Genomic DNA, 24,179 nt, shown 5'->3' with positions numbered 1-24,179 from the left:
CAACTCATGAAAATTCGAATCAGCCTGCTGTTAACTGCTCTTTCTCTTTCGGTCTTTGCTCAAACTCCAGCTTTCAATAAAAATGCAGAACTTGGGCGGGGAATCAACTTGGGAAATATGTTTGAAGCACCCAGCGAAGAGGCTTGGGGCAATCCGCTCAAGGATTACTACACGGCGATTATTGCCGGAAAGGGCTTTGATCATGTGCGGATTCCCATTCGCTGGGAGCCTGAGGATCGCAGTATGGCCGATTCGCCCTACACCATTGATGAGACCTTTTTGCAACGCATTCAGCATGTCGTCGATTTAGCGATTGAAAACAAGATGCATGCAGTAGTCAACATGCATCACCACGAAGCATTGTTTGAAAATCCGGAAGAACAAAAGCCTCGCTTTTTAGCCATGTGGAGTCAGATTGCCACATATTTTGCTGATTATTCGGACAGCTTGGTTTTTGAGATTCTCAATGAACCCAACGGAAACCTCACTGCTGAAAAATGGAATGTTTTCCTGGCCGATGCCCTCCAAACCATCCGCCGTACCAACCCCAGCCGCTTCATTTTGATTGCAACGGCTGAGTATGGCGGATTAGGCGGCTTATCTAAACTACAGCTTCCGAACGATGACCGACTGATTTTGACCATCCACTATTACAATCCATTCTCCTTTACCCATCAGGGTGCCGAATGGATTGGACCAGAAGCTGACCAGTGGCTGGAAACAGAGTGGAACGACACTGAACCCGAACGGCAAATGGTGCAGGCTGATTTTGCACCAGCTATTCAATTTAGCAAAACCAATAACATCCCTATTCATGTGGGCGAGTTTGGGGCTTACAATAGAGCCGACATGTACTCGCGAGTACGCTGGACAACTTACCTTGCCCGGTATTTTGAATCGCAAAACTTTAGCTGGGCTTACTGGGAGTTTAGTGCCGGCTTTGGGATATTCAGACCTCTAAGCAACACGTTTAGGCACGAACTGATTGACGCCCTGCTGCACAATGAGCTAGCCGAGCCAACTCCGGTTACCCGAAAAGCATTAATTAAAACAGACTTTGAACAGGATGGCGATATGGGAGGCTGGAACCTGTACAACAGTTCCGGCGCATCCTCTTCCGGCTCCGTAAGTGACGGAGGACTAACACTTAGCATCACAAATACCGGAACCGAATCCTGGCATATCCAATTGGTCTTAAACAATCTGAATCTGGAAAATGGTAAAACCTATGAAGTCCAGCTACGGGCAAAAGGCACTGATAACCGTCCGATAAGTGCCAGCACCGGCATGAGTCAGGCCCCATGGAACTCTTACAGTGGCAATTACTCTTTTAACATGACAACGGAGTTCCAAACCTATTCTTTCAGTTTTCAAATGCAAAACGACACAGACATCAAGGCCCGCCTTGTGCTTAACTTAGGCTATTCTGACAGCGAGTTTATTCTTGATGAAATTGCGGTGTATGAAATTAGTATAGGGACAGAGAGCTCAGCGCTGAAAGAGAAAAAGTCTTTTTTTTACCCAAATCCAACCGACGGAATGATCAATTTTTCAAAAGCAGACAGTACCAGCCAGGTTTTGATTTACTCCTTGACTGGACAACTTATTCTGCAGAAAGAGATTTCAGCAGATCAGCAGGTTGACTTAAACGGACTCCCCAAAGGGCGATATCTGATCAGATGGCCATACAAAGGGACCATTCAGTCAAGCAAACTCATAAAGCAGAATTAAACCGAGAGGATCAGCGAGCAATAGCACTAAATGGTAATAAGTTTTATTATTCCCTTCTGTTGAGTTATCAATCATACATGATTCGCCAAAACCGCCCCTGCACATCATCCGTAACAAACAGAGATCCATCAGGCCCTTGAGCCAAGCCACAGGGCCGGCAGGCTGCATCTTGTGGACTGTTCACCTTATCCACCCCAGCAAAGCCATCGGCAAATACTTCCCAGTCTCCTGACGGAAGGTTACCCTCAAATGGCACAAAAACAACGAAGTAACCTGCTTGTACTTCCGGTGCCCGATTCCATGAACCATGAAACGCGATGAAAGCACCATTCCGATAGTATTTAGGGAACATGTCGCCAGTATAAAAAAGCAAATCATTAGGAGCCCAATGCCCGGGGAATGCCATAATTGGATCATCCTTTGCAGCGCACAGCCCCAGATCGCGTCCATTGCCACCCTACTCAGGTCCCAATACTTTTTTCTGCTGCATCGGATCATAATAGCAATACGGCCACCCAAAATCGGAGCCCTTTTCCACCAATAAAAATTCTTCGCCAGGAAGTTCAACATCGTACAACTGAGGGAAAAGCTGGCTCAACTGATCCCGACCATGCTGCACTGCAAATAGCTTATTTTGAGCCGAATTCCAATCCAACGCTACGGCATGCCAAATACCCGTTGCAAAACGTTCACCATCCAAAACCTGATCCTGACCAAGCTGATCGGCTTTAAACCTCCAGATACCAGCATGTCGCTCCAAGAGCGGACATGGATTCATGCCGGGCAAACCTCTGGTTCGGCTATGCTCCATACAAGCATTTGAAGGTGCGCCAATAGTCACGTATAAATTGCCCTGCTGGTTGAATGTCAGTGGCTTGGCGGCGTGCTGACTATTGTGTGGCAAGCCATCAACAATGATTTCTGCTACCTCATGCGGTAAAAGCTGGCTGTAAACCATGGGATATCACACCACTAAGGTGTCTGATCCAAAATACAGGTAATTATCTTTTAAGGCTATTCCGGTTCCACAATGCTTGCCAAAATATCGAATTAAATCTGCCCGCCCATCATTGGTTGTATCCCGCAGACAAACAATGCCTCCCCCATTCTTCAGGCGATTCAACGAAATATAAATATCGCCCTGATTATTCACCTGAATATGCCGGGTCTAACCAAGCGTATCTGCAACAACTAAGGCCAAGAAACCATCCAGCAAAGTTAATCCACCATTGTCTTCATCGGACCTAATCGCATCGAGTTTATGGTCGCTCCGCTTACACGCTAAAGAACAACCAAGCAAAACCAATAATAGCACAAACGATCTCATAATTTAGTTTTTACAGATGATATCCCGAGATGTTTCAAGGATCATTCAATAAAAATGAAGCAAATAGCAAGGTTTGAAAAAACAATAATGACGACCAAAGGTCAAATTAGCGTATAGCCGGACAATCACTTAATGACCCCAAAAAAGAACACGGCAATAAAAAATTTGTTTTTTGTCCCAAATTCACTCGAATATCAACAAACACCAATTCAGCATGATGATTTAATCGAACGAAGGGAACTATGCCTCTGCAAGCCAAGCATAGACCATTCTGATCATTCAATATTATATGGATCGAACTAAAGAGGCCGCTTCAGCGTGATGCTGAAACGGCCTTCATGTGAAAACCTAAGCAAGGTCAGACAACAGATTTTTCTACAACTGTCTTTTTCCGATTCACCACGACATAAAGAACAATGAAAGCAACAACTAATACCATCGGCAAGACAGACATATTGCGCAAAGTTATTTGTGGGCCGTCCGTTTCAATTGATTTACCCATAATTGGCAGCACCATAGATGTAGCCACAAAGCCAGCACCTCCAAGAATAGACATGCCTAAAGCCCCACTTTTCGGAATATACTCCGAGGCAACACCAATCATAGTAGGCCAGAAATAGCAAACACCGATAGCAAAAACAGCTGCTGAAGCTAGCGTCATGGCTGCACCACTAGAGATACTGAGAAGCAGCAAGCCAATCGTGGCAATAACCGATGATCCCAGCAAAATACCAATTGGGTTCAAGCGGTGAATTAATGTGCCGGCAAAGTAGCGCCCAACAGCCATAATTCCGGTGACAACCACCAAAATAATCATCGGGTTGATTCCATTTGTCATCAAAAGAGCGTTAATCCATTGTGTGGTACCCAATTCGGTTGAAGCCGTCAGCAGCATGCAAAACAAAACTAAGGGGAACAGCAGGCTTATTTTATTAATCAACCGTCCTTCAATTAAAACCAAGATAAAAATAGCACCAACAAGCAAGTAGGGCCATGTGTCTTCAAAACTCAGACTCAAGGAAGGAACTGAGGCCACTAAAATCATCAGCAGCACAGTGGCAATAATCGTATAAGGCGCACCAATATTACGCATCATTTCCTTGTAACTTACACCACTGGTAACACGTTCGGTTTCAGGAATTTTCTGCCCCAAGAATAAATAGCCGTAAATCGCCAGTGGAATAAATAACAAGCTGACCAGAATTTCCCAGCGAAGACCAATGACATCCATCACCAACCAAGCTAATACTCCTCCAATAACAATACCCCCGGGGAACCAAACATGAAAGCGGTTCAGCATTTTAGTTTTGTTATCTGGGAATAAGGTAGCCACAAGTGGGTTACAGGCTGCTTCAACACTCCCATTTCCAAAACCAATAAATACATTGGCAATAAACAGCGAAATCATGTCGCGCGCGAAAAGCAACAGGATAATTCCAATAAGATGCATCCCAAAAGCCAGCCAAACAATAGTCCTGGTTTTTACTATGTCAATAATGAAACCACCCAAAAACATAGCTATTGCAAAGCCCCAAAATGCCGGACCAAACGCATAGCCAACTTGCTCTTTGGTCAAGCCGTAATCTGTTGAAAACACACCTTCAATTTTAGCGCGGATTGCAAAGGTAATGGCTGTTACCAACAAGGCTAGGCAGCTCGCAATAAAGAGTCTTTTTTGATTCACATTCTCCATAATTTTAAGTTTAGATTATTTGATTTAAAAACAAGCGCATTTCAAGATTTAAGCACCCTATGAACTGGATTAGAGATGAACAGCCTCTTCTTGCTGGATTACTTCTTCTGACGTGAAGAAACCTACGAGATGGTTCTTCAAAGTCCCCTCTTCTGAGAGAAACAAATCGATGCATCTTGTGGGACTGACTTCTATTGGCGAGGGTTAAAAATGTCCTTTGAAGTAATTCTTGTGCTATGTGAATATCCGACTGGTGCATCGAACAAGGTGCTTGTCCTTTTGACAAATTCGCAGCAGCATAAGAGAACGGAACAGAACACCTCAGAGAGAAGAAGAAAATAAATTGATCGATGTGATCCATTTCATCAGTTGATTTAGTTTATTAGTCCGGTAAAAATAAAAAATTCGCGTATTAGTAATCTTTTAATTGATGCGTTATAAAACACTTTTTAATTATTATCCGAAAAGAAATGAATCAAACACACGATTTTCCTTTGAATACGCAACTTTTTTTATAAAATTAGTCTCAAGTATATAATGCATTCTGTTTGATAGCTAAAAAATGAGCCAGACCAAAAAAAATAAAATATGGGGACGATTAAGCCGATGGAGCTTGGCGCTCTTTTTGGGGCTGGTTTTACTAGGCGGGGGCCTGCTCGTTTTCTTTGCTGATAGTCTGATACAAAAAGAGCTGAACGCCTATCTGAAAGAAAAAACAGCTGGACAATACTATCTGAAGTTGGATGACTTATCCATTAATATATTTACCCGAAGTTTATCGATTCAAGAAATTGAGCTCCAAAAGCAAATAGCGACTCAATCATCTGATTTTCTGAAGGCGCAAACACTTTCGCTGCACGGCATTGACCTATACAAGCTACTTGTATACAAAAAACTACATGTGAAAAAGTTGGAGATTGTTTCTCCAAGCTGGACCCTCCAAACAGACAGTTTGAAGATGGAAAAATCCGAAAGTCCGTTTGCTTTTATCAAACATCTCCAGTCGCTATTCGGTAAAAACCTACGTTCGATTGCCTTCGATGAGATTGCATTGAGCAACGCCGGATTCATTGAAGAACAAATCTCAAGCCAGGTACAGCCAGATACGATGGGTGCCTTGAATCTAAATATTGGTGTTTTGAATTTTTACACTGATTCAGCTTTGTTGAATCAACCAGAGGATTTCTTTCAGGCCGATGATATTTTCCTCAGGCTGGAAAATTTTAAAAAAGCTCTTAGCGACAGTATTCACGAGCTTCAAATTGAAAAAATTCAATATTCATTAAAAAATAAGGATATCACAGGTCAGCTGATTCAACTCGCACCAATAACAAATAAATCTCCTGGCCGAACCCAATATTTTGTCACCATTCCTGAAATCATGATCAAATCTGATCAACTAAAAAATTTATTCCAAAAAGACAGCATTTACATTGATTCATTATTTCTCCACCAGGCAGATATTAAAGTGGTGCCCATGGGAAATGCCCCGGAAATGAATTTCAGGAAAATCAGGGAATTTGATTTGTATCAGCTGGCCGAAGGCGAATTCAAACAACTCACGATCAGTCATCTGTCTATGAATGCGCGCAAACTGCAGATTGAGCGCAAAGGCAAGGACAAATCAAGTATGCAGGAATTTTACGACCTGAACGTGCATCTTGACAATTTTGTGCTCAACGATCATTCGTTTAATGAACCCGACCGGATCTTGTATGCAGAAAATTTGTACCTGCAGATTGACAACTATTACTTGTTGATGAATGATGATGTTCACCGGTTTGACGCTACAAACATTGTGGCTTCAACCAAAACTAATCGCATTCAGGCCAACCAATTGCAGTTGAAACCCAATCAAAATCCAAACACGAATTTAACCATGGTGAACATGGAATGCGACAGCATCCGACTGAAGGACATCGACCTGAAACGATTGTTTCACAAGCGCGAGATGCCGCTGCAGTCCGTTCTGGCCTACTCCCCTAAGTTGATCATCAACCAAGGGGAAAAGACACGGAAAGATCAGCGTGAAACCAACAGCTTGCTATATTACTTCATTCGAAACTACATCAAAGGTGTTTATGCCAACGTGGTTGAATTTGACCAGGGGCGTTTTGTTATTAATTCGGATGAAGGCCTAGAGCAATCCGGCGAGATTTCGTCAAATTTCAATTTTAAGCTGACTGATTTCTCGCTCGATTCGATCAGTGCAGAACGAACCGACAAGCTGTTTTTTGCCACTAATATCGAACTGACCTTCACGGATTACAACATGAAACTGCTGGACCAGATTCACCGTCTGCAGATAGACCGAATTGATGTCTCATCGTACAACAATCAGGCGAGTATAACCAATTTGCACTTGTTTCCCGATGCTCCGGAAAAGAATGCCCGACTCCTGAAAAAGTTCAATCGCTCGCAGATTTATGAGATCAAAATCCCACGACTGGCTCTGAGTAATACGAACATCCATCAAGCATTCTTTCGGAAAAACTTGCGTATCAATAATTTCTCAATCATCGAGCCAAGTATTTCGCTCGAAGTATTTTCGCGGTCCGGAAATCAAGCGAACAGGACCAGCCCACGAGAACTTTACGAACTGCTGAATAATTACATCGAAAACATTTCTATCGGCAAAATCGCTGCTCCTAACGGCAATATTCAGCTAGTCACGCATAGCCGAAAAGGCAAGACAATTTCATTCAACAACAAGTTCAGTGTCGAACTAGAGAATTTTCACCTAAACGAGGCTGAAATTGAAAAAAACAAGTTGTTTTTTGCCGATGACTTTGAGCTCAAAATTGAAGATCAGTTATTCCAACTATCCGATAATGTGCATAATCTGCAGGCCAGCGAGATTGGAATTTCCTCGAAAAAGTCAGAGATCTACATTCGGAATGCCATTTTATACCCCGACATAACGAGTAAGATATATGGCGATTTACCCTTGCATTTTCATATCAATGTTCCGGAGATCAAACTGCAAGGGGTTGATTTAGAAGAAGCTTATTTTGAACAAAAACTGGATGTTGATCGATTTTTAATCCACCAACCGGTGATTAACCTTTACCGGTCGGAAGGACCTCAGAAGCAGGTTAATTTTAAAGATATCGCTGTTCCTTTACCCAAAGAAATGCAACGATTGATGATTGCCCAATTCAGACTTACAGAAGGGCAAATTAATATTTTCAAAACCAACGAACTGCAAGAAAGCAAGATCTTGACGTCCAAGGTCCAGATGATTGGAGAGAATAACAGCTTAATCAGTCAGACAGCCAACACACCCGCCACCTTTAAGTCCAACTCTATTTCGACTACCTTAAGTCAAGTCATATTCAAACCTGAAAAAGGAAACGTTGATTATACCGCTGACACGGTTCACTTTTCAACCCGCGAAAGAGATCTAACCATTAGTAGACTGTTATTGAAAAACACGGCAGTTGCGCAGGGGAAAGGCTTTGTTCAGCTGGAAATTCCGGCATTAGCATTTAAAGAAGTGGACATTGAGCAAGTACTGAATGAAAAAAGGCTTCATTTTGAATCGATTCAGGCTGAAAAACCCCAGCTAACCATCCAAGAGAAAGGTAGCGGCAATTCCCAAATAAACCTGTACCAGTTAGGAATTCCGTCTGATATTTCACCTTTAATCACCGAAATTGCCGCCCATCAAATATATTTGAATGATGCGGAGCTGATCAGCCATGTCGGAGATCAAACCAAGCGCATTCCCAATCTTTGGATTGAATTGCAGGAATTTGCCATAGACACCCTTCCGGCAGAACATTTATTGGGCGCCCAATCGGTTCAATTGAACTTAAAGAATTATGCTTTCTCCGACAAGGCTGATCTTTATAATTTTCATTTGGGCGAAATCCAGTTTAACAACCAGAACAACCACCTATCTATTGCCGACATAAAAATTAATCCACGTTACAGTAAGCAGCAGTTTCAATCCGTAATTCCCTTTGAGACTGATCATTATCAGGGAACAATCAGCCGGTTGGACCTGCTAAACCTAGACTTGAAACGATGGTACGAACAAGGTAAATTAACCGCCTCTCAGCTGGTTGTTGATGGTGGGGCGCTAAACATTTACCGCGATAAAAGAACAGCTGACGATCCGAACAAACAATCGAAAATGCCGCAGCAGATACTCAAAGATCTGGAACTCCCAATTTACTTTGATACGCTGAAACTGCTCAACTACAATCTATTTTATGAAGAACAAACTCCAGAGAGGCCGCTACCCGGACTAGTCTATTTTAAAAATATGACTATTCGTGCCTTCCCGGTAACCAACCTGCCTTATCTATTAAACGCTAAGCCTGAGCTAACGGTAAAATCAAGTGCCTGGCTTATGGGCGAATCGCTGATGGAAACCACCATGAACTATGACCTGCTATCGGGCACCAATCAGTTTCAAGTTTCGGGAAAACTCTCCCCTTTCGACTTGACTTGCTTGAACCCAGTAACCCGAAATGCTGCTGGGATCGCTGTTCGCTCAGGACGTCTCGACCGATTTGAATTTGAGTTTGAAGCCGATCAAAACCGGTCCCACGGAAAGTTGAAGTTTGCCTACGACAATCTTAAAATTTCTATTTTGGAACAAAAAGATGGCAACACCAAAGAAGCCAAATTCATTAGCTTTTTAACCAATAGTCTAGTGCTAAAGTCGAAACATCCACGAACGCGGATTCTTCTTCCCGATGAGATTAGTTTTAGCCGGGATCGTCAAAAATCAATCGTCAATTATTGGTGGAAATCCATTTTCAGTGGCGCCAAAAACACATTTGGAATTGATGAAAATGAGTGATCGGAAAGAGATTTTTTAATTAACAAAAAATAGCTACTTTTATAGTCTGCAACTAACTTGTCTCATCAATCCCTAGCCCACTTGAAACGACTGACCACATATTTAATCCTTAGTACGCTAATATTCTGCATCAATCCCAGCCAAGGAAAAGCGGAACAAAAAAGCCTGCTCGTTATCTATTCCTGTAATGCCAACTTTCATATTTATCAAGAATCTCAAGTGGCTCTCAATGAATTTTTCCCTGAAAAGGATTATTATATTGACACCGAATTCCTGGATTCAAAGCGCTACCCCGAAGGACAATTGAAGTTCAATATCTTTCAACAAATTCAAACCAAGCAAAAGGGTCGACATCCTTATGACCTGGTTATTGCCTGTAACGACAATGCCGTTGAGTTCTGCCTGGAGTACCAGACTCGATTATTTAAAGAAACCCCAATTATTTTTTGGGGAGTGAATAACAAGGAAAAGGCTTTAGAACAGAACAACAATCCATGGGTGACTGGGCTTATTGAAAATATGGCTCTTGAAAGTACCTTGAGCCTCATTCAGACTCTTCACCCAAATCAAAGTCATTTGCAGGTTATTACCGATAATACAACGACAGGTTTAGCGGATTATAAGCTTTTTAAGCAAGAAATAAGCCTGTTCCCAACATTCACCTACGAAACCATCAACAGCAGCCATTTTACCCTTGATGAGCTGACAAACAGACTGAAGAATATAGCGCCCAACGATTTAGTTCTGCTATTGGCTTCCTACCGGCTCAAAGACTATTATCTGGGCCCCAACCAAATTATTGATCTACTGACAAAAAGCACAACAAATATCATCTACTACGCATACGACGAAGGCGTTGGCCGCGGATTTATGGGGGGCACAAACGTAAACTATTACGACCACATGTATGCAGCCTGCCTAATGGCTAAGCAGGTATTGGCCGGAGCACCCATTGCCAACTTTAAGGTAAGTGACAATATACCTACTCATAACCTAATTGATTACAAGCAGCTAACCAAACACAAAATTGAGCCCAACCTGGTCCCCAAACGAGTGAGGATAATAAACCATCCCAAACAGACTCTTGAAATTTCACACATCGAATTATTAAAAATTACGACGACCATTCTGGGACTCTTTCTTTTGCTTTTGTTGATTATCTATTTCGTAAATACCAAACGTAAGTCGGAAAGAGCTATGCGGATGACCGCTGAAAATTACCTGGCCATTTTCAATGAAAACCATTCCATCATGTTACTAATTGATGGTAACACGCAACAAATAAGAGGAGCCAACAAGGCTGCCGCTAAATTCTATGGGTACAGCCATGAAGAGCTCAAAAAGCGATCTTTTCGTGATCTATGTCAACTACCACAACTTGACATCAATGCCTTTTTTGTGCAGTCTCAAAAGCAAAACAATCAATTTGAACAAAAACACCAACTCAAAGATGGCAGTATAAAAGAAGTAGAGATTCACTGCGGAAAAGTTTTCTTTGATAATAATACCTACCTTTATGCCATTATTCATGATATATCGAAGCGGATTGAAGCTGAGAAAGAATTGATTGAAGCAAAAAAACGTGCCGAAGAAAGCGACCGGTTAAAATCTGCTTTTCTAGCCAACATGAGCCATGAAATCAGAACCCCGATGAACAGTATTCTAGGTTTTTCGTCTTTGCTTGAAGAGTATGCCTCGGAAGTTAACATACGGCAAGAGTTTATCCGGCACATTCAAACCAACGGAGAACATCTCCTCACGCTGATCAATGATATTATTGATTTGAGTAAGATTGAGGCCAACCAGCTAATCATTAAAAAGCAAGATTGTAATTTGATTAATATATTGGAAGATGTTCATGAATTGGTAAAAAATCAACTGGAGAATAATCAAAAGTCTCATCTCAAACTAATCCTGGCGAAAGAAACTCAAGCATCCGAATTTATCATCTCAACAGACGCTGTTCGTTTAAAGCAAATCTTGCTAAACTTACTGGGTAATGCGATCAAATTCACCGACCAAGGAGCTATCGAGTTTGGCTTTAAATATCGGGAAGATGGTATAATCCAGTTTTTTGTTAAGGATACCGGTATCGGTATTCCTGCCAGCAAGCAGCAGAAGATATTCTCGGCCTTTCAGCAAATAGAGGAACATGCCAACCGTAATCCCGGAGGTACTGGCCTCGGACTTTCAATCACCCGCTCCTTAGTTGAAAAACTTGGTGGGCATATCTGGGTGATGTCTTCCGAAGGTGAAGGTGCTCGTTTTTACTTTACCATTCCCGCTACAGAAGAATTAGTTGAAGCCTAAGAGCAGCCACTAATCCTGCTTGGTAACCATTAAGCGACGTACGCGGTAAGGCTTTTTATTTTGACCTTCGTAGTATGTGCGCATCACCATTTCAGCTACAATTCCAATGGTCATAAACTGAATGCCGCCCATGACCAGAATCATTCCCAAAATCAATATTGGCTTACCCCAAATGTCGCAACCAAAAAGCTTTAAAATCAGAAGATAGAAATTGATCAAAAAACCAATTCCAAGGGTAACAATACCGATTCCGCCAAAGAAATGCATCGGGCGCTGCATGTATTTTTTAAAGAAAACCATTAAAACCAGGTCACTAAATACGCGCGTGGTCCGACTCAGATTATATTTTGATTTTCCGAACTCGCGAGCCCGGTGATTCACGTCAACCTGGGTGAGACGGGTAGATCCTTCCAAGGCCAAAAGCGCCGGAATAAATCGATGTAATTCGCCATAAATATGAATGCTTTTGATCGCTTCGTTGGTGAACACTTTTAATGTACAGCCCAAATCTTTCATCCGAATTCCGGTGGCTTCACGAATAAGGTAGTTGGCCACTTTGCTGGGAAGTTTACGCAAAAAAGCGCCATCTTTCCGATTGGCGCGCACGCCGGCAACCATATCCCACTCCCCTTCGATTGCCATTTTTAGCATCATGGGAATATCATTCGGATCATTCTGCAAGTCACCATCAATCAAAGCCACATATTCACCTGAAGCGGCATCAATACCAGCCTGAAGAGCAGAGCTTTGTCCGTAATTCTTTTTCAGCTCAAGCAGCAAAAAATGCTCATCATTAATCGCTTTCACTTCTTCACGAGTCCGATCGGTTGAACCATCGTCAACGAAAATGGCTTCGTAATCGAAATCTTGTAGGGCAGTTTTTATTTGTTCGCTAAGTGGTCTAATGTTTAACTCTTCGTTGTAAACACAAATAACCAAACTTAATTGCTTCATAGATTTTCTGTTTATGGCGATTAAAGGATATCTTTGCCGAAATTTTTTATTATTTAGCGGCACGAAATTAAGAAAAAGGCTGAAAGTTATCTAATAGAATGCTCATTAAAATCGAATTCAACTCATGCTCAAACAAATAAAAATCGCCCAATATTATCCCTGGTTCATTTTTCTCTTTGCCTTAGTCATTTATCTATCAAATCTTGGAGCGAGCAGTATCTATATTCTGGATGAAGCCAAAAATTCAACCTGTGCTGCCGAAATGTTTGAACGGGGCGATGTAATTGTCCCCACCTTCAATCAGGAGCTACGTACCGACAAGCCACCTTTGCATTACTTTTTCATGATGCTGAGTTATGCTATTTTCGGGGTAAACGCTTTTGCTGCACGTTTTTTCTCAGCTGTTTTTGGAGCGCTCACCATTTTGATTACCTTTTTGTTTGTCCGCCGTTTTCATTCTGAAAAAGCAGCCCTTTGGAGCAGTTTTGTATTGCTGTCATCCATTCATCTTACCATCCAGTTTCACCTGGCTGTTCCCGATCCTTACCTGATCTTTTTCTTCACAGCCAGTATCTACGCCTTTTATGCAGCCGTAAAAGAAAAACGGTTCATCGATTTATTGCTGTTATATGCATCCATTGGATTGGGCACCTTGTCGAAAGGTCCAGTAGCCATTGGGTTACCTGGATTGGTTTTCCTGTTATTCCTGATTTTAAGCAAACGATTTAAATGGAGTGAGATTAAACAATTGCGCCCTTTTATGGGTGCAGCTATTGTTTTATTGATTGCCCTGCCGTGGTATATCTTAGTGCACCTAAAAACCAATGGCTTATGGTCCGCAGGGTTCTTCCTTAAACACAACTTAGGCCGCTTTTCCAGCGAAATGGAAGGCCATGGAGGCTTATTTATCCTTACGCTTTTCTTTGTATTGATAGGCCTGTTCCCTTTTTCAGCTTTCATTATTCAAGCGATAAAGAAAGCCTTTGCCAACCGTAAAGACGATTTCACCTTGCTAAGCTTGGTGACAGGAATCACGATTGTCGTGTTCTTTTCCATTTCCCGAACCAAGTTACCCAACTATACGGTGCCCGCTTATCCTTTTTTCGCCATTCTTCTAGGCTTATGGCTGTCGCAGCTTAAAGTTAACGAATCCCGTCTGAAAGGCAGCATGCTGGGACTTCTCATCTTCAGCCTTCTGTTAGTTCCGGCTTTATACATAGGTATTAAGTTTGATCCTGCATTAGCTCATTTAAACTACCTGGCTTTCTATTTTCTTCCCATTCCACTGGGAATGATTGCAGCGTATTATTTATTTTCAAAACAGCAGATCATACAGTCGCTACAGGTCGTTGGTCTGAGCACAATATTGGGCGCTCTCTGTTTTATTGCCATTGTATTTCCAAAAATTGATCAGGAAAATCCGGTGGTTAAAAGCATCCATTTGCTGGAAAGCAAAGAGGTTCGGTATTTCCAAAAATTCAACCCATCCTTTGCCTTTTACCTTCAGAGGGAAATTGAGTTTGTAGAGGCTGATCAGTTCGCCAATTTCTTCAATGAGTACCCTGACGGGGTGATCATTTCCACCAAACGAAAACTAGAGGGCGTTCGTTTGCCCAACGATATGGAGGTTACCTTTTCATCACGCGACATTATGGAACGCCCCACAACCGTATTGCTAACTCGAAAGAAATAGCGAGTCAGCCGAATAAAGCACTTTCGTTTCCCAACTCATATGCTGCGCTTCGAAAAACCAACAAGGGTTGAATTAGATGCGTTGTTGTTAGTCGAGATGAAGGTGCTTTTTTAGTCGGAATGAGAAAAGCAAAGAGGCAAAAGCCAATCCACTTAAAAAGCCAATCCATATCCCCATCGCCCCAAATCCAAGCACAATACCAAAGAGGTAACTTATAGGCAAGCCAAAGCCCATGTAGCTAATAAAAGCCATAAACATGGGCTGCTTAACATCAGACAGCCCTCGCAAGGACGCCAGCAAAACAACCTGAATACCATCGAACACCTGAAAAAGAGCAGCCACAATCAACAGGTTGGCTGCAATTGCCACCACTGCGGGGTCTTCGGTAAACAGAAATGGGAGCTGGTGTCGCAACAGCACAAATGCAATCCCCATTGATGCCATAAACAGAATCACCAAATGGAAGGAAGAATAAATACTCCTGCGCAATTGTAAGCGATCGTTTGTCCCTCGGTTATGGCTAACCAAAATGGTAGTCCCGGCACCCAGTCCCAGGCTAATCATATAAGAAAACGAAGCCAGACCAATAGCCACCTGGTGAGCCGCCAGTGCTTCCTTGCTGATCCATCCCATCATGATAGCACCAAAACTAAAGGTGCTCACTTCAACAATAATCTGCAATCCAATTGGAAACCCAACAGCAAACACTTCTTTTAGCATTTTGAGCTTAACTCTGGCATGGTAGGCAATCCTAAATTCTCGTTTGTACTGCTTATTCTTCAAAATGAATGGAATCAACATCAAAGGCATCATGATTCGTGAAATAAGCGTCGCAATACCGGCACCAATAAGTCCCCACTCCGGAAAACCAAACTTCCCGTATATCAGTAAATAATTCAAAATAATATTGACCAAATTTGAAGTGAGCGTAATGTACATGGCTATTTTAGTGTTTCCCACGCCCTCCAGAAACTGCTTGAACGTGTAGAAAATAAGCATGGGAAACAAAGAAGCTACCAGCAACAAGTAATAAGGACGTGCCTGCTCTACAACTTCGGCTGGCTGCCCCATCCGGTTCAGAAATAAGCTTAAAAATGCCATGACTACGGTAATCAGCAAGGTCGTAATTCCATGAACCAGCAAGCCATTCTTAAGGTACTCGCCCACCTCCTGTTCTTTTTTCTGACTGTAAACATGCCCAACCAAAGGCGTCAAACCCAGGGTTATTCCAATTCCGAGAAGCATGCCAATATGAAAAATATTGATTGAAAAAGCCGCTGCAGCCAACTCAACCGTTCCTACATGACCGACCATCATATTATCAACCAAACTCACCGTAACCTGGCCTACTTGAGATAAAATCACCGGAAAAGCCAAATGCAAGCTTCTTCGGTACAAGGGGATATAATCAGAAAAATTCACTGGATCAAATTCAATTTAAACAGATTTTAACCATTCTACAAGACAACGGTTCAAGAATACAGCCCTTGCCTTAAAACGCGCAAAAATAAGCCGATGCTTTGGTTTTATAAAGGAAACCAGTAATTAAATTGAAGCATTTTAATAAAGGCTAAGCCCAGTTGATCGTTGCCCCCTGTTGATACAGATTTTTCCCAATAACAAACAAATCGACATAACTTACCCTACGAATAGGTTTTCTAACACATCCATTTTTGGAGGATTCCGTGAATAAATAAAGAAATTGAGAAACATTTTAAGTCGAATATGGTTTTTATGGTAGACTTAAAAATTAGAAAGAGACGATCTAATAATACAAATTTTTGAAGTATTAAAAGTTTATTATGAGGAAAATCCACAAAATCCTGGTTGCCAACCGGGGTGAAATTGCTGTCCGCATCATGCGCACTTGCCGTGAAATGGGCATAGCAACTGTTGCTGTTTTTTCTGATGCCGACCGCACTTCGATGCATGTTCGCTATGCTGATGAAGCTTTCCATATTGGTCCGGCCCCATCAAAAGACAGTTATCTAAAAGCTGATAAAATTATTGAAGTTGCTTTACAATCAAAAGCCGATGCTATTCACCCTGGCTACGGCTTTTTATCCGAAAATGCCAAGTTTGCCAGACTATGCAGAGACAAGGACATCATTTTCATCGGGCCAGCTCCCGAGGTCATTGATAAAATGGGTGATAAAATTGAAGCTCGAAAGGCAATGATCGCTGCCGGTGTTCCAGTCGTTCCCGGCACTACAGAAGCCGTTCAATCGGAAGATGAGGCCATTGAAACCATCAAAAACATTGGACTGCCAGTGATGGTCAAAGCGTCAGCCGGTGGCGGTGGAAAAGGCATGCGTCTGGTTGAAAAAGAAGAGAACATTATCGCTGCTGTTCGGTCAGCCCGCTCCGAAGCCTTGGATTCCTTTGGCGATGATGCCGTTTACATTGAAAAGTATGTCACCTCCCCCCATCATATTGAATTTCAAATACTGGGAGACCAACACGGGAATGCCATTCATTTATTCGAACGGGAGTGCTCGATCCAGCGAAGACACCAAAAGATGGTAGAAGAAACACCGTCGGTGTTAATGACCGAAGAGCTCCGCGAACAAATGGGCAAACATGCCGTTGATGCGGCCAAAGCAGTCCAATATGTGGGAGCCGGAACCATCGAGTTTCTGGTTGACAACGACCTGAACTATTACTTTCTGGAGATGAATACCCGCCTACAGGTGGAACATCCCATTACCGAGCGGGTTACCGGAGTCGATTTGGTAAAAAAGCAAATACAGGTCGCTGAAGGGCAACCCCTAAATCTTTTGCAAAGTGACCTAAAACAAAAGGGGCACGCCATTGAATGCCGGATTTATGCTGAAGATTCCGACAATAATTTCATGCCTAGCCCGGGGCGAGTTCACTCCATCACCCAGCCTTTGGGCTTAGGGGTTCGTACTGATGGCTATGTGTATGAAGGCTATGAAATTCCGATCCATTACGATCCCATGATCTCCAAACTGATTGTGTGGGCCGAAACCCGGGCCGAAGCTATTCAACGCATGCGAAGAGCTCTTTATGAATACAAAATCACCGGAATCAGAACTTCGCTGAAGTTTCTGGAACGGATCATGGATTCCAAAGATTTCATCTCAGGAAATTATGATACCAATTTCATCGAAAAGAATAGAAATACCTTGCTAGCCGACAATTCCTGCGAAGATGAATGCCAGGACATGGTCATCATTGCCGCGTATTTCGACTTTATGAACCGGAAAAACAAAGTGATTCCTACGAAAGAGCTCAATCCGGCTAAAAATCGATGGAAAAAATATACTTACCAAAAGAATTTTGATCGTTTATAAAACAGACTATTATGCCTATTGAAATAAAATTAGGTGATCGCATTGCATCTGTCAAAATCTTAAACCAAAATGAAAATCTCATCGAAATCATGGTCGATGACAAGGTTTATAACGTGGACTTGATGCACAATGACGAAGGAACTTTTTCAATTATCGAAAACAACCGCTCACACAATATTTCGCTGGTTCCGTCACAAAAGCCGAAAACCTATACGGCACACACTTTATACAATACCTTCGATTTGGAAGTGATCGATGCAGAGGCACGCTATATCCGTAATCGTGGTGCGGGAACGCTTACGCAAAGTGAGAAACAAATCACGGCACCCATGCCTGGGAAGATTGTAAAAGTACTGGTAAAAGAAGGTGAAGAAGTAAGCCAGGGACAAACAGCGGTCATCATTTCGGCCATGAAAATGGAAAGTGAATACAAAGTAGCTGTTGATGGCGTGGTTAAAGCGGTTAATGTTGCCGATGGCGACACGGTTGAGTCAAACCAAGTATTGATTGAAATTGAATAATCTAAGAAGTTATGGATTTAAAAAACAAGTTTGAATATTTTGAACAACTCAATAAAGAAGCTGAAATTGGTGGTGGGCACGAACGTATTGAAAAACAACATGCAGCAGGCAAAAAAACTGCTCGCGAGCGGATAGAGGAACTGCTGGATCCCGGCACATTCAATGAAGTTGACAAGTTTGTGCTTCATCGCGCAACCGATTTTGGAATCGACAAAAAGAAATTTCGGGGTGACGGTGTCGTAACAGGCTATGGAAAAATCCACGATCGGTTAATCTATGTTTTTGCCCAGGACTTCACTGTTTTCGGAGGAACCATGAGCCGTTCCAATGCCGATAAGATTGTCAAAATTCAGAAAATGGCCATTGAAAACGGCGCTCCCCTAATAGGACTGAATGACTCAGGTGGTGCTCGTATTCAGGAGGGCGTGCAAAGTCTGGCTGGCTATGCCGACATCTTTTACAACAATGTGCTTTCCTCCGGTGTCATTCCGCAAATCAGCACCATTTTGGGGCCATGCGCCGGCGGAGCGGTATACTCCCCCGCCCTGACCGATTTCATTTTCATGGTTAATGAAACCAGCCACATGTTCGTTACCGGTCCCGATGTTATCAAAACCGTCACTCATGAAAATGTGACCAAAGAAGATTTAGGAGGAGCCGTAACTCATAGTTCCAAGAGTGGAGTCGCTCATTTTACAGGCGATAGCGAAGAGCAAACGATTATGATGGTGCGCGAACTGTTGAGTTTCATCCCTTCCAACAACATGGAAGATCCCCCTGTTCAAACCACAACCGACCCAATTGATCGCAAACTCGAAGCTCTGCATGATGTTGTTCCGGCTGATCCGAACAAACCGTACGATATGAAAGATATCATTTTTAAGATTATTGATGATGAACACTTTCTGGAAGTTCAGCCCAACTACGCAGGCAACATGATCATTGGCTTTGCCCGTTTTGGTGGCAAATCAGTTGGTATTGTTGCAAACCAGCCTTCGGTGCTGGCCGGGGTGCTCGACATTAACTCATCGGCCAAGGCAGCTCGCTTTGTGCGTTTCTGCGATGCCTTCAATATCCCTTTAGTCACCTTGGTCGACGTGCCTGGCTTCCTGCCCGGAACACAACAGGAGTTTGGTGGAATTATCAAACACGGCGCCAAATTACTGTATGCCTTTGCTGAAGCAACAGTTCCTAAAATTACGCTGATCACCCGTAAAGCCTATGGTGGTGCGTATGATGTGATGTCGAGCAAGCACATTGGCGGCGATATCAACTACGCTTACCCAACAGCCGAGATTGCTGTTATGGGGCCCGAGGGAGCCATCAACATTCTCAATCGCAACATTACCAACGAAGAAGAGAAAGCCAAAGCGGTTGAAGAATATCGCGAGGCCTTTGCAAACCCCTACCGGGCAGCTTCGCTGGGTTATATCGATGAAATCATTTACCCGGAAGATACCCGGATCAAAATCATCAATGCACTGGATATGACGCGTAACAAGCGTAAATCCAATTTGCCACGCAAACACGGAAATATTCCACTATAACTCCTATTGAAAAGGACTGCCCGAAAACCCAATTTGTCTTCGGGCATTTTTTTCATCTCCTCACCCATACTTCATCCTGAATAAAGTATCAGGGCAAAACAGCTAAACATTTCCCTTCCAAAACGTTAATCTATTCACCCAAAACCCGTTCCTGTTCAGAAGCTAAAATCTGCCCTTTCATGCTGCAATACGCTAAACAAATACAAAGGATGTACGTTGTTTATGGTATTTCAGACCGAATAGTCTTAATCACTAAAATACAATCAATGCTTCTAGAAAAAGCCGGAATGCTCACAGCAAGCGATCAAAAGAACACCGAAGTGCTGAACGACTATTATGTCGCTTACTTAAGTCGCCAATTAAGCATCTTGGGAAAACGAGAGGTACACAATGGCCGCGCCCATTTTGGGATTTTTGGAGACGGCAAGGAAGTGGCTCAAATTGCCTACGCCAAAACCTTCCAGAAAGGAGATTGGCGATCAGGCTATTATCGCGACCAGACCTTTATGCTGGCACTAGGATTGATGGAGCCTGAGGAGTTTTTTGCCATGATTTATGGTGATACCGATGATCAGATCAACCCTTCGACAGGGGGAAGAAACTTCAACAATCATTTTTGTACGGCTAATATCAACGCTGCAGGAGAAATCAAGGATTTGGCTATCCGCTACAATTCGAGCTCCGACATTAGCTCAACAGGAGGCCAAATGCCCCGTCTGCTTGGGCTGGCGCAAGCCTCAAAAATTGTACGCGAAGACAAGTCTCTGAAAAAGCAAATGAACAACAATGTTACCGGAAACGAAGTGGCCTTCGGAAGCATTGGCGATGCCAGCACATCGGAAGGCATGTTTTTTGAAACGATCAATGCCGCGGGGGTTATGCAGGTTCCTTTAGCTGTGGCGGTCTATGACGATGGTTTTGGAATCAGCGTTCCTATCGAACTTCAAACCACGAAGTCCAGTATTTCAGAAGCGTTAAAAGGCTTTCAGAAACAGAAGAATACCAACGGCATCTTAATCTACACTTGCAAAGGATGGAATTATCCGGAGCTGGTGAAAACCTTTTCTGAAGGAATCAAGCAATGCAGGAAAACCCATACGCCCGTGCTGTTTCACATACAAGAGGTAACCCAGTTGCTAGGGCACTCCACCTCGGGCTCACACGAACGCTACAAAAGCAAAGAGCGCCTGGAATGGGAAAAAGAATACGATGGCATCTACCAGTTCAAACTATGGCTGATTGAAACGGGTCAGACCGATATGGACACCATCACTGCTTTGGAGAAAAAGGCGGAGACACGTGCCCGTGAGGCGCGCAAAAAAGCCTGGAATAACTACACCAGTGGCTATTTGCAGGAAGCCAACGATTTGGAGCAAATTCTGATTCAGCTCCAAAAGCAATCCGAAGGAACACAAGATCACCTGGACGAACTGGAAGAAATCAAACAACGTACATTCCCCACCCGACGAAAATACCTCAGCCTGGCTCAACGAATTTATTTCGACATCCACCTCGATGAAAAAATAGCCCCGGAACGTGCGCTGCTAAATCAATGGATTGAAGCATTTAAAACGAAAAGCGCTGGTTTTTACAACCAGCAACTCTATCGCGAAGGCGCTGACTCGGCCCTCCAAGTGGAAGCAATACCCGCTACCTATGGCGAACAGCCCGAAACGCTGAATGGGGCAGGCATTCTGAATAAGAACTTTGATGTGCTGTTTCAAAAGTACCCCAACTTGGTCACCTTCGGACAGGACACCGGAAACTTGGGAGGCGTAAACCAAGGCATGAAAGGCATGCAGGAGAAATATGGAGCCCACCGGATAGCCGATGCGGGCATCCGCGAAACCACTATCATCGGACAAGGTGTTGGACTGGCCATGCGCGGATTTCGTCCCATTGCCGAAATTCAGTACCTTGATTACCTCATCTACGCCCACTCTACTTTGAGCGATGATCTGGCCAGCATGCAGTACCGCACCAAAGGCAAGCAGGCTGCTCCGCTCATCATTCGTACTCGCGGACATCAGCTGCAGGGCATGTGGCATGCCGGATCGCCCATGCAAATGCTGCTGGGCTCCCTGCGCGGCCTCTACTTGTGTGTTCCGCGTAACATGACCCAGGCGGCGGGCTTTTACAACACCTTGCTCGCAGCCAACGACCCTGCCCTGGTTATTGAGCCGCTGAAAGGCTACAATATGAAAGAAACGCTGCCCGACAACTTGGGCGAGTTCACCGTGCCGCTCGGCGTACCTGAAGTGATGGTTGAAGGATCGGACGTTACCTTGGTAACCTACGCCTGGAATGTGAACCACGCCGTTAAGGCGGCCGAACTTTTACAAACCAAAGGAATATCAGTAGAAGTAATTGACGTGCAAACCCTGATGCCTTTTGATGTAGACCACCATATTCTAAAATCGATCAAGAAGACCGGCAAGGTGATTTTTGTAGACGAAGATGTACCCGGAGGAGGCACGGCTTACATGATGCAGAAAGTGATGGAAGAGCAGAAAGCCTTCAATTACCTCGACACTGCACCACGAACACTTTCGGCCAAAGAGCACCGCCCGGCTTACGGTATCGACGGCGAATTCTTCTCCAAGCCCAATGTGGAGCAAATCTTTGAAAACATTTACGAAATGATGCGCGAGGTGGATATAAAAAAATACCCAAGCTTGCATTAATCGAAAAAAGCAAACAATAGACTTTCCTCGCGGCTCATTTGCTGCGAGGAAAGTCTATTTTAGTTTGAAGTAAGCTCGTTCTCTTATCCGCAGAACAACCTTTAACAATGATGTTTATTGAAACAAGGTAACGAGTTCATCCAGACTCACCTTCCCAAAATAGTCGGTTAGCTTAACCGATGAAAGAACGCGTTTCATGGTATCTATTTCATGAGCTTCACCAATAAGCCTTTCCTCCAACTCTTCAATTGGTTTGGAAGCAAAGAAATCACCAAAAATTCGAGCTTGCTGAATCACTCCCTTTTTGACATCCAGGTGTAGTTCGATAAATCCTGCAGGCACTTTTATAGCTTTCTTGAAGTTGTAGGCGGGCGATCCCCCGAAGTTCCAATCCCAGGTACTGTATTTTTCAGCGGCTAACTGTTCAATTTTAGCCACTTCGCCAGGATTAAGGCTATGAATTGTGCTTGCCTCATTTTCCTTCACGATTTGGTCGATCAACAATTGCTTGAATTTGTCAAGGGTTATCCCCCCGGGAAGATAATCAATCAGATTGGTAACGTGAGCACGAGCCGACTTGACCGCTTTATCTTTAAACTTCAGCGGATTAATTTTCAAAGCCTCGCTCAAAACCTGCATCTCCGAGTTCAGCAGAATGGTGCCATGCTGAATCATCTTACCATTACGGGCCAATTTGGCATTTCCGCTAAACTTCTTGCCATCAACCAGCAAATCATTTCGTCCTTCCAACCGAGCCGGCACATTCAGTCCATTGAGCAAATCAACCACCGGTTGCGTGAATTTCGAAAAATCTGAAAAATCATCCGATCCCTGTGTGGTATGGAATGAAAAATTCAGATTACCCAAGTCATGATATACCGCTCCTCCGCCCGACAGTCGCCGAACAACCTTAATCTGGTTTTCGGTAACATAATCGAGATTGATTTCCGCAAGCGTATTCTGAAATCGGCCCACAATAATAGATGGCGCGTTCACATACAGCAAAAACAGCTCCTTTTCAGGATAGTGATGCAATAAATATTCTTCGGCAGCAATATTGAAATAAGCGTTGTTCGAAGGCGAGTCAATAATCAGCATAAATCATCAATTTTTCTCCAAAAATAGAAGTTTTTAAACGGTAACCGCAAAACGATCCATCACGAATACGGACTAATTGGTTGGGTTCATAAATGGCTACTGCCCCTTCAGGGCGATGTTTGTTGTGGCATCCGTATTTATAGGGCGATGCCCTATGCGATTGCTACAAGCCCGTTGGGCTTTGAATGCAGCGGATTCCGATCCGCTGATTCCTTTTCCTCATGCCTCTCGCAAAAACCGACCTCCCCCGCACCAACGGTGCATAAGCATCAGGGCAGGGCAACGCCCTGTTGCCTGGGTATTGACAATGCCCCAGCCCTGAAGGGGCGTGAGCTTAAATTCAATTCTTTTTTTTCGTTCAATAAATCTACCCAAAATTCCCGGTAGTGTTCAACAAACTGTGTCAATTCTATTTTTGCTATTACAGTTTTAGTTGGCATCGTTCTTCAAATTTAATAATCAGTTCTTGTTTTACTTGCCCCCAGTAAGCA

Annotated in this window: 15 protein-coding genes; 8 read left to right on the top strand and 7 right to left on the bottom strand. The window is 43.3% G+C overall.

Going from position 1 to position 24,179, the window contains the following annotated elements; all coding sequences use genetic code 11:
* Window positions 1-6 precede the first annotated feature (6 nt).
* Window positions 7-1,731 carry a cellulase family glycosylhydrolase gene (locus ACUNWA_RS10780; RefSeq protein ID WP_445591918.1) on the top strand — a complete coding sequence of 575 codons (1,725 nt, stop codon included), beginning with the start codon at window positions 7-9 and terminating at the stop codon, window positions 1,729-1,731.
* Between the two features lie 67 nt (window positions 1,732-1,798).
* Here the strand turns inward: ACUNWA_RS10780 and ACUNWA_RS10775 are convergent, their stop codons facing one another.
* The 4 genes from ACUNWA_RS10775 to ACUNWA_RS10760 form a co-directional block, all read right to left on the bottom strand.
* Window positions 1,799-2,137 (bottom strand): PQQ-dependent sugar dehydrogenase, encoded by a 339-nt coding sequence (locus ACUNWA_RS10775; RefSeq protein WP_445591917.1) that lies wholly within the window; start codon window positions 2,135-2,137, stop codon window positions 1,799-1,801.
* A 51-nt stretch (window positions 2,138-2,188) separates the two neighbouring features.
* Window positions 2,189-2,689 (bottom strand): PQQ-dependent sugar dehydrogenase, encoded by a 501-nt coding sequence (locus tag ACUNWA_RS10770; protein WP_445591916.1) that lies wholly within the window; start codon window positions 2,687-2,689, stop codon window positions 2,189-2,191.
* 210 nt (window positions 2,690-2,899) lie between these two features.
* On the bottom strand, window positions 2,900-3,058 hold the full coding sequence (locus ACUNWA_RS10765; protein WP_445591915.1) for a hypothetical protein: 159 nt from the start codon (window positions 3,056-3,058) through the stop codon (window positions 2,900-2,902).
* A 358-nt stretch (window positions 3,059-3,416) separates the two neighbouring features.
* Window positions 3,417-4,742 carry an MFS transporter gene (locus tag ACUNWA_RS10760; protein WP_445591914.1) on the bottom strand — a complete coding sequence of 442 codons (1,326 nt, stop codon included), beginning with the start codon at window positions 4,740-4,742 and terminating at the stop codon, window positions 3,417-3,419.
* Between the two features lie 571 nt (window positions 4,743-5,313).
* On the opposite strand from ACUNWA_RS10760, the gene ACUNWA_RS10755 reads away from it, so the two are divergent.
* Both ACUNWA_RS10755 and ACUNWA_RS10750 read left to right on the top strand, forming a co-directional pair.
* Complete coding sequence (locus tag ACUNWA_RS10755) at window positions 5,314-9,564, top strand: hypothetical protein (RefSeq protein WP_445591913.1); 4,251 nt, start codon at window positions 5,314-5,316, stop codon at window positions 9,562-9,564.
* A gap of 81 nt (window positions 9,565-9,645) precedes the next feature.
* Window positions 9,646-11,874, top strand: a complete 2,229-nt coding sequence (locus tag ACUNWA_RS10750) for a sensor histidine kinase (protein ID WP_445591912.1) — start codon at window positions 9,646-9,648, stop codon at window positions 11,872-11,874.
* Between the two features lie 9 nt (window positions 11,875-11,883).
* Here the strand turns inward: ACUNWA_RS10750 and ACUNWA_RS10745 are convergent, their stop codons facing one another.
* A complete protein-coding gene (locus ACUNWA_RS10745) occupies window positions 11,884-12,828 on the bottom strand; it encodes a glycosyltransferase family 2 protein (RefSeq protein ID WP_445591911.1) in 945 nt (314 codons plus the stop codon).
* A 124-nt stretch (window positions 12,829-12,952) separates the two neighbouring features.
* Between ACUNWA_RS10745 and ACUNWA_RS10740 the strand changes: the two genes are divergently transcribed.
* Window positions 12,953-14,521 (top strand): ArnT family glycosyltransferase, encoded by a 1,569-nt coding sequence (locus ACUNWA_RS10740; protein ID WP_445591910.1) that lies wholly within the window; start codon window positions 12,953-12,955, stop codon window positions 14,519-14,521.
* Window positions 14,522-14,608: 87 nt separating this feature from the next.
* Here the strand turns inward: ACUNWA_RS10740 and ACUNWA_RS10735 are convergent, their stop codons facing one another.
* A complete protein-coding gene (locus ACUNWA_RS10735) occupies window positions 14,609-15,943 on the bottom strand; it encodes an MATE family efflux transporter (RefSeq protein ID WP_445591909.1) in 1,335 nt (444 codons plus the stop codon).
* A gap of 380 nt (window positions 15,944-16,323) precedes the next feature.
* On the opposite strand from ACUNWA_RS10735, the gene accC reads away from it, so the two are divergent.
* The 4 genes from accC to ACUNWA_RS10715 all read left to right on the top strand — a co-directional run bounded on the left by accC (window position 16,324) and on the right by ACUNWA_RS10715 (window position 22,590).
* Window positions 16,324-17,838 (top strand): acetyl-CoA carboxylase biotin carboxylase subunit, encoded by a 1,515-nt coding sequence (accC, locus tag ACUNWA_RS10730; protein WP_445591908.1) that lies wholly within the window; start codon window positions 16,324-16,326, stop codon window positions 17,836-17,838.
* Between the two features lie 11 nt (window positions 17,839-17,849).
* The gene (locus tag ACUNWA_RS10725; RefSeq protein WP_445591907.1) at window positions 17,850-18,359 is read left to right on the top strand and encodes an acetyl-CoA carboxylase biotin carboxyl carrier protein subunit; all 510 of its coding nucleotides are present in this window, start codon (window positions 17,850-17,852) and stop codon (window positions 18,357-18,359) included.
* Between the two features lie 11 nt (window positions 18,360-18,370).
* The gene (locus tag ACUNWA_RS10720) at window positions 18,371-19,906 is read left to right on the top strand and encodes an acyl-CoA carboxylase subunit beta (protein WP_445591906.1); all 1,536 of its coding nucleotides are present in this window, start codon (window positions 18,371-18,373) and stop codon (window positions 19,904-19,906) included.
* 266 nt (window positions 19,907-20,172) lie between these two features.
* A complete protein-coding gene (locus ACUNWA_RS10715; protein ID WP_445591905.1) occupies window positions 20,173-22,590 on the top strand; it encodes an alpha-ketoacid dehydrogenase subunit alpha/beta in 2,418 nt (805 codons plus the stop codon).
* 114 nt (window positions 22,591-22,704) lie between these two features.
* On the opposite strand, the gene ACUNWA_RS10710 is transcribed toward ACUNWA_RS10715, so the two are convergent.
* Window positions 22,705-23,688 carry a lipoate--protein ligase gene (locus ACUNWA_RS10710; RefSeq protein ID WP_445591904.1) on the bottom strand — a complete coding sequence of 328 codons (984 nt, stop codon included), beginning with the start codon at window positions 23,686-23,688 and terminating at the stop codon, window positions 22,705-22,707.
* Window positions 23,689-24,179 lie beyond the last annotated feature (491 nt).

It is taken from the genome of Sunxiuqinia sp. sy24 (assembly GCF_052677165.1).
The sequence above is the reverse complement of the archived record's forward strand: the minus strand, read 5'-3'. Positions and strand labels throughout refer to the sequence as shown.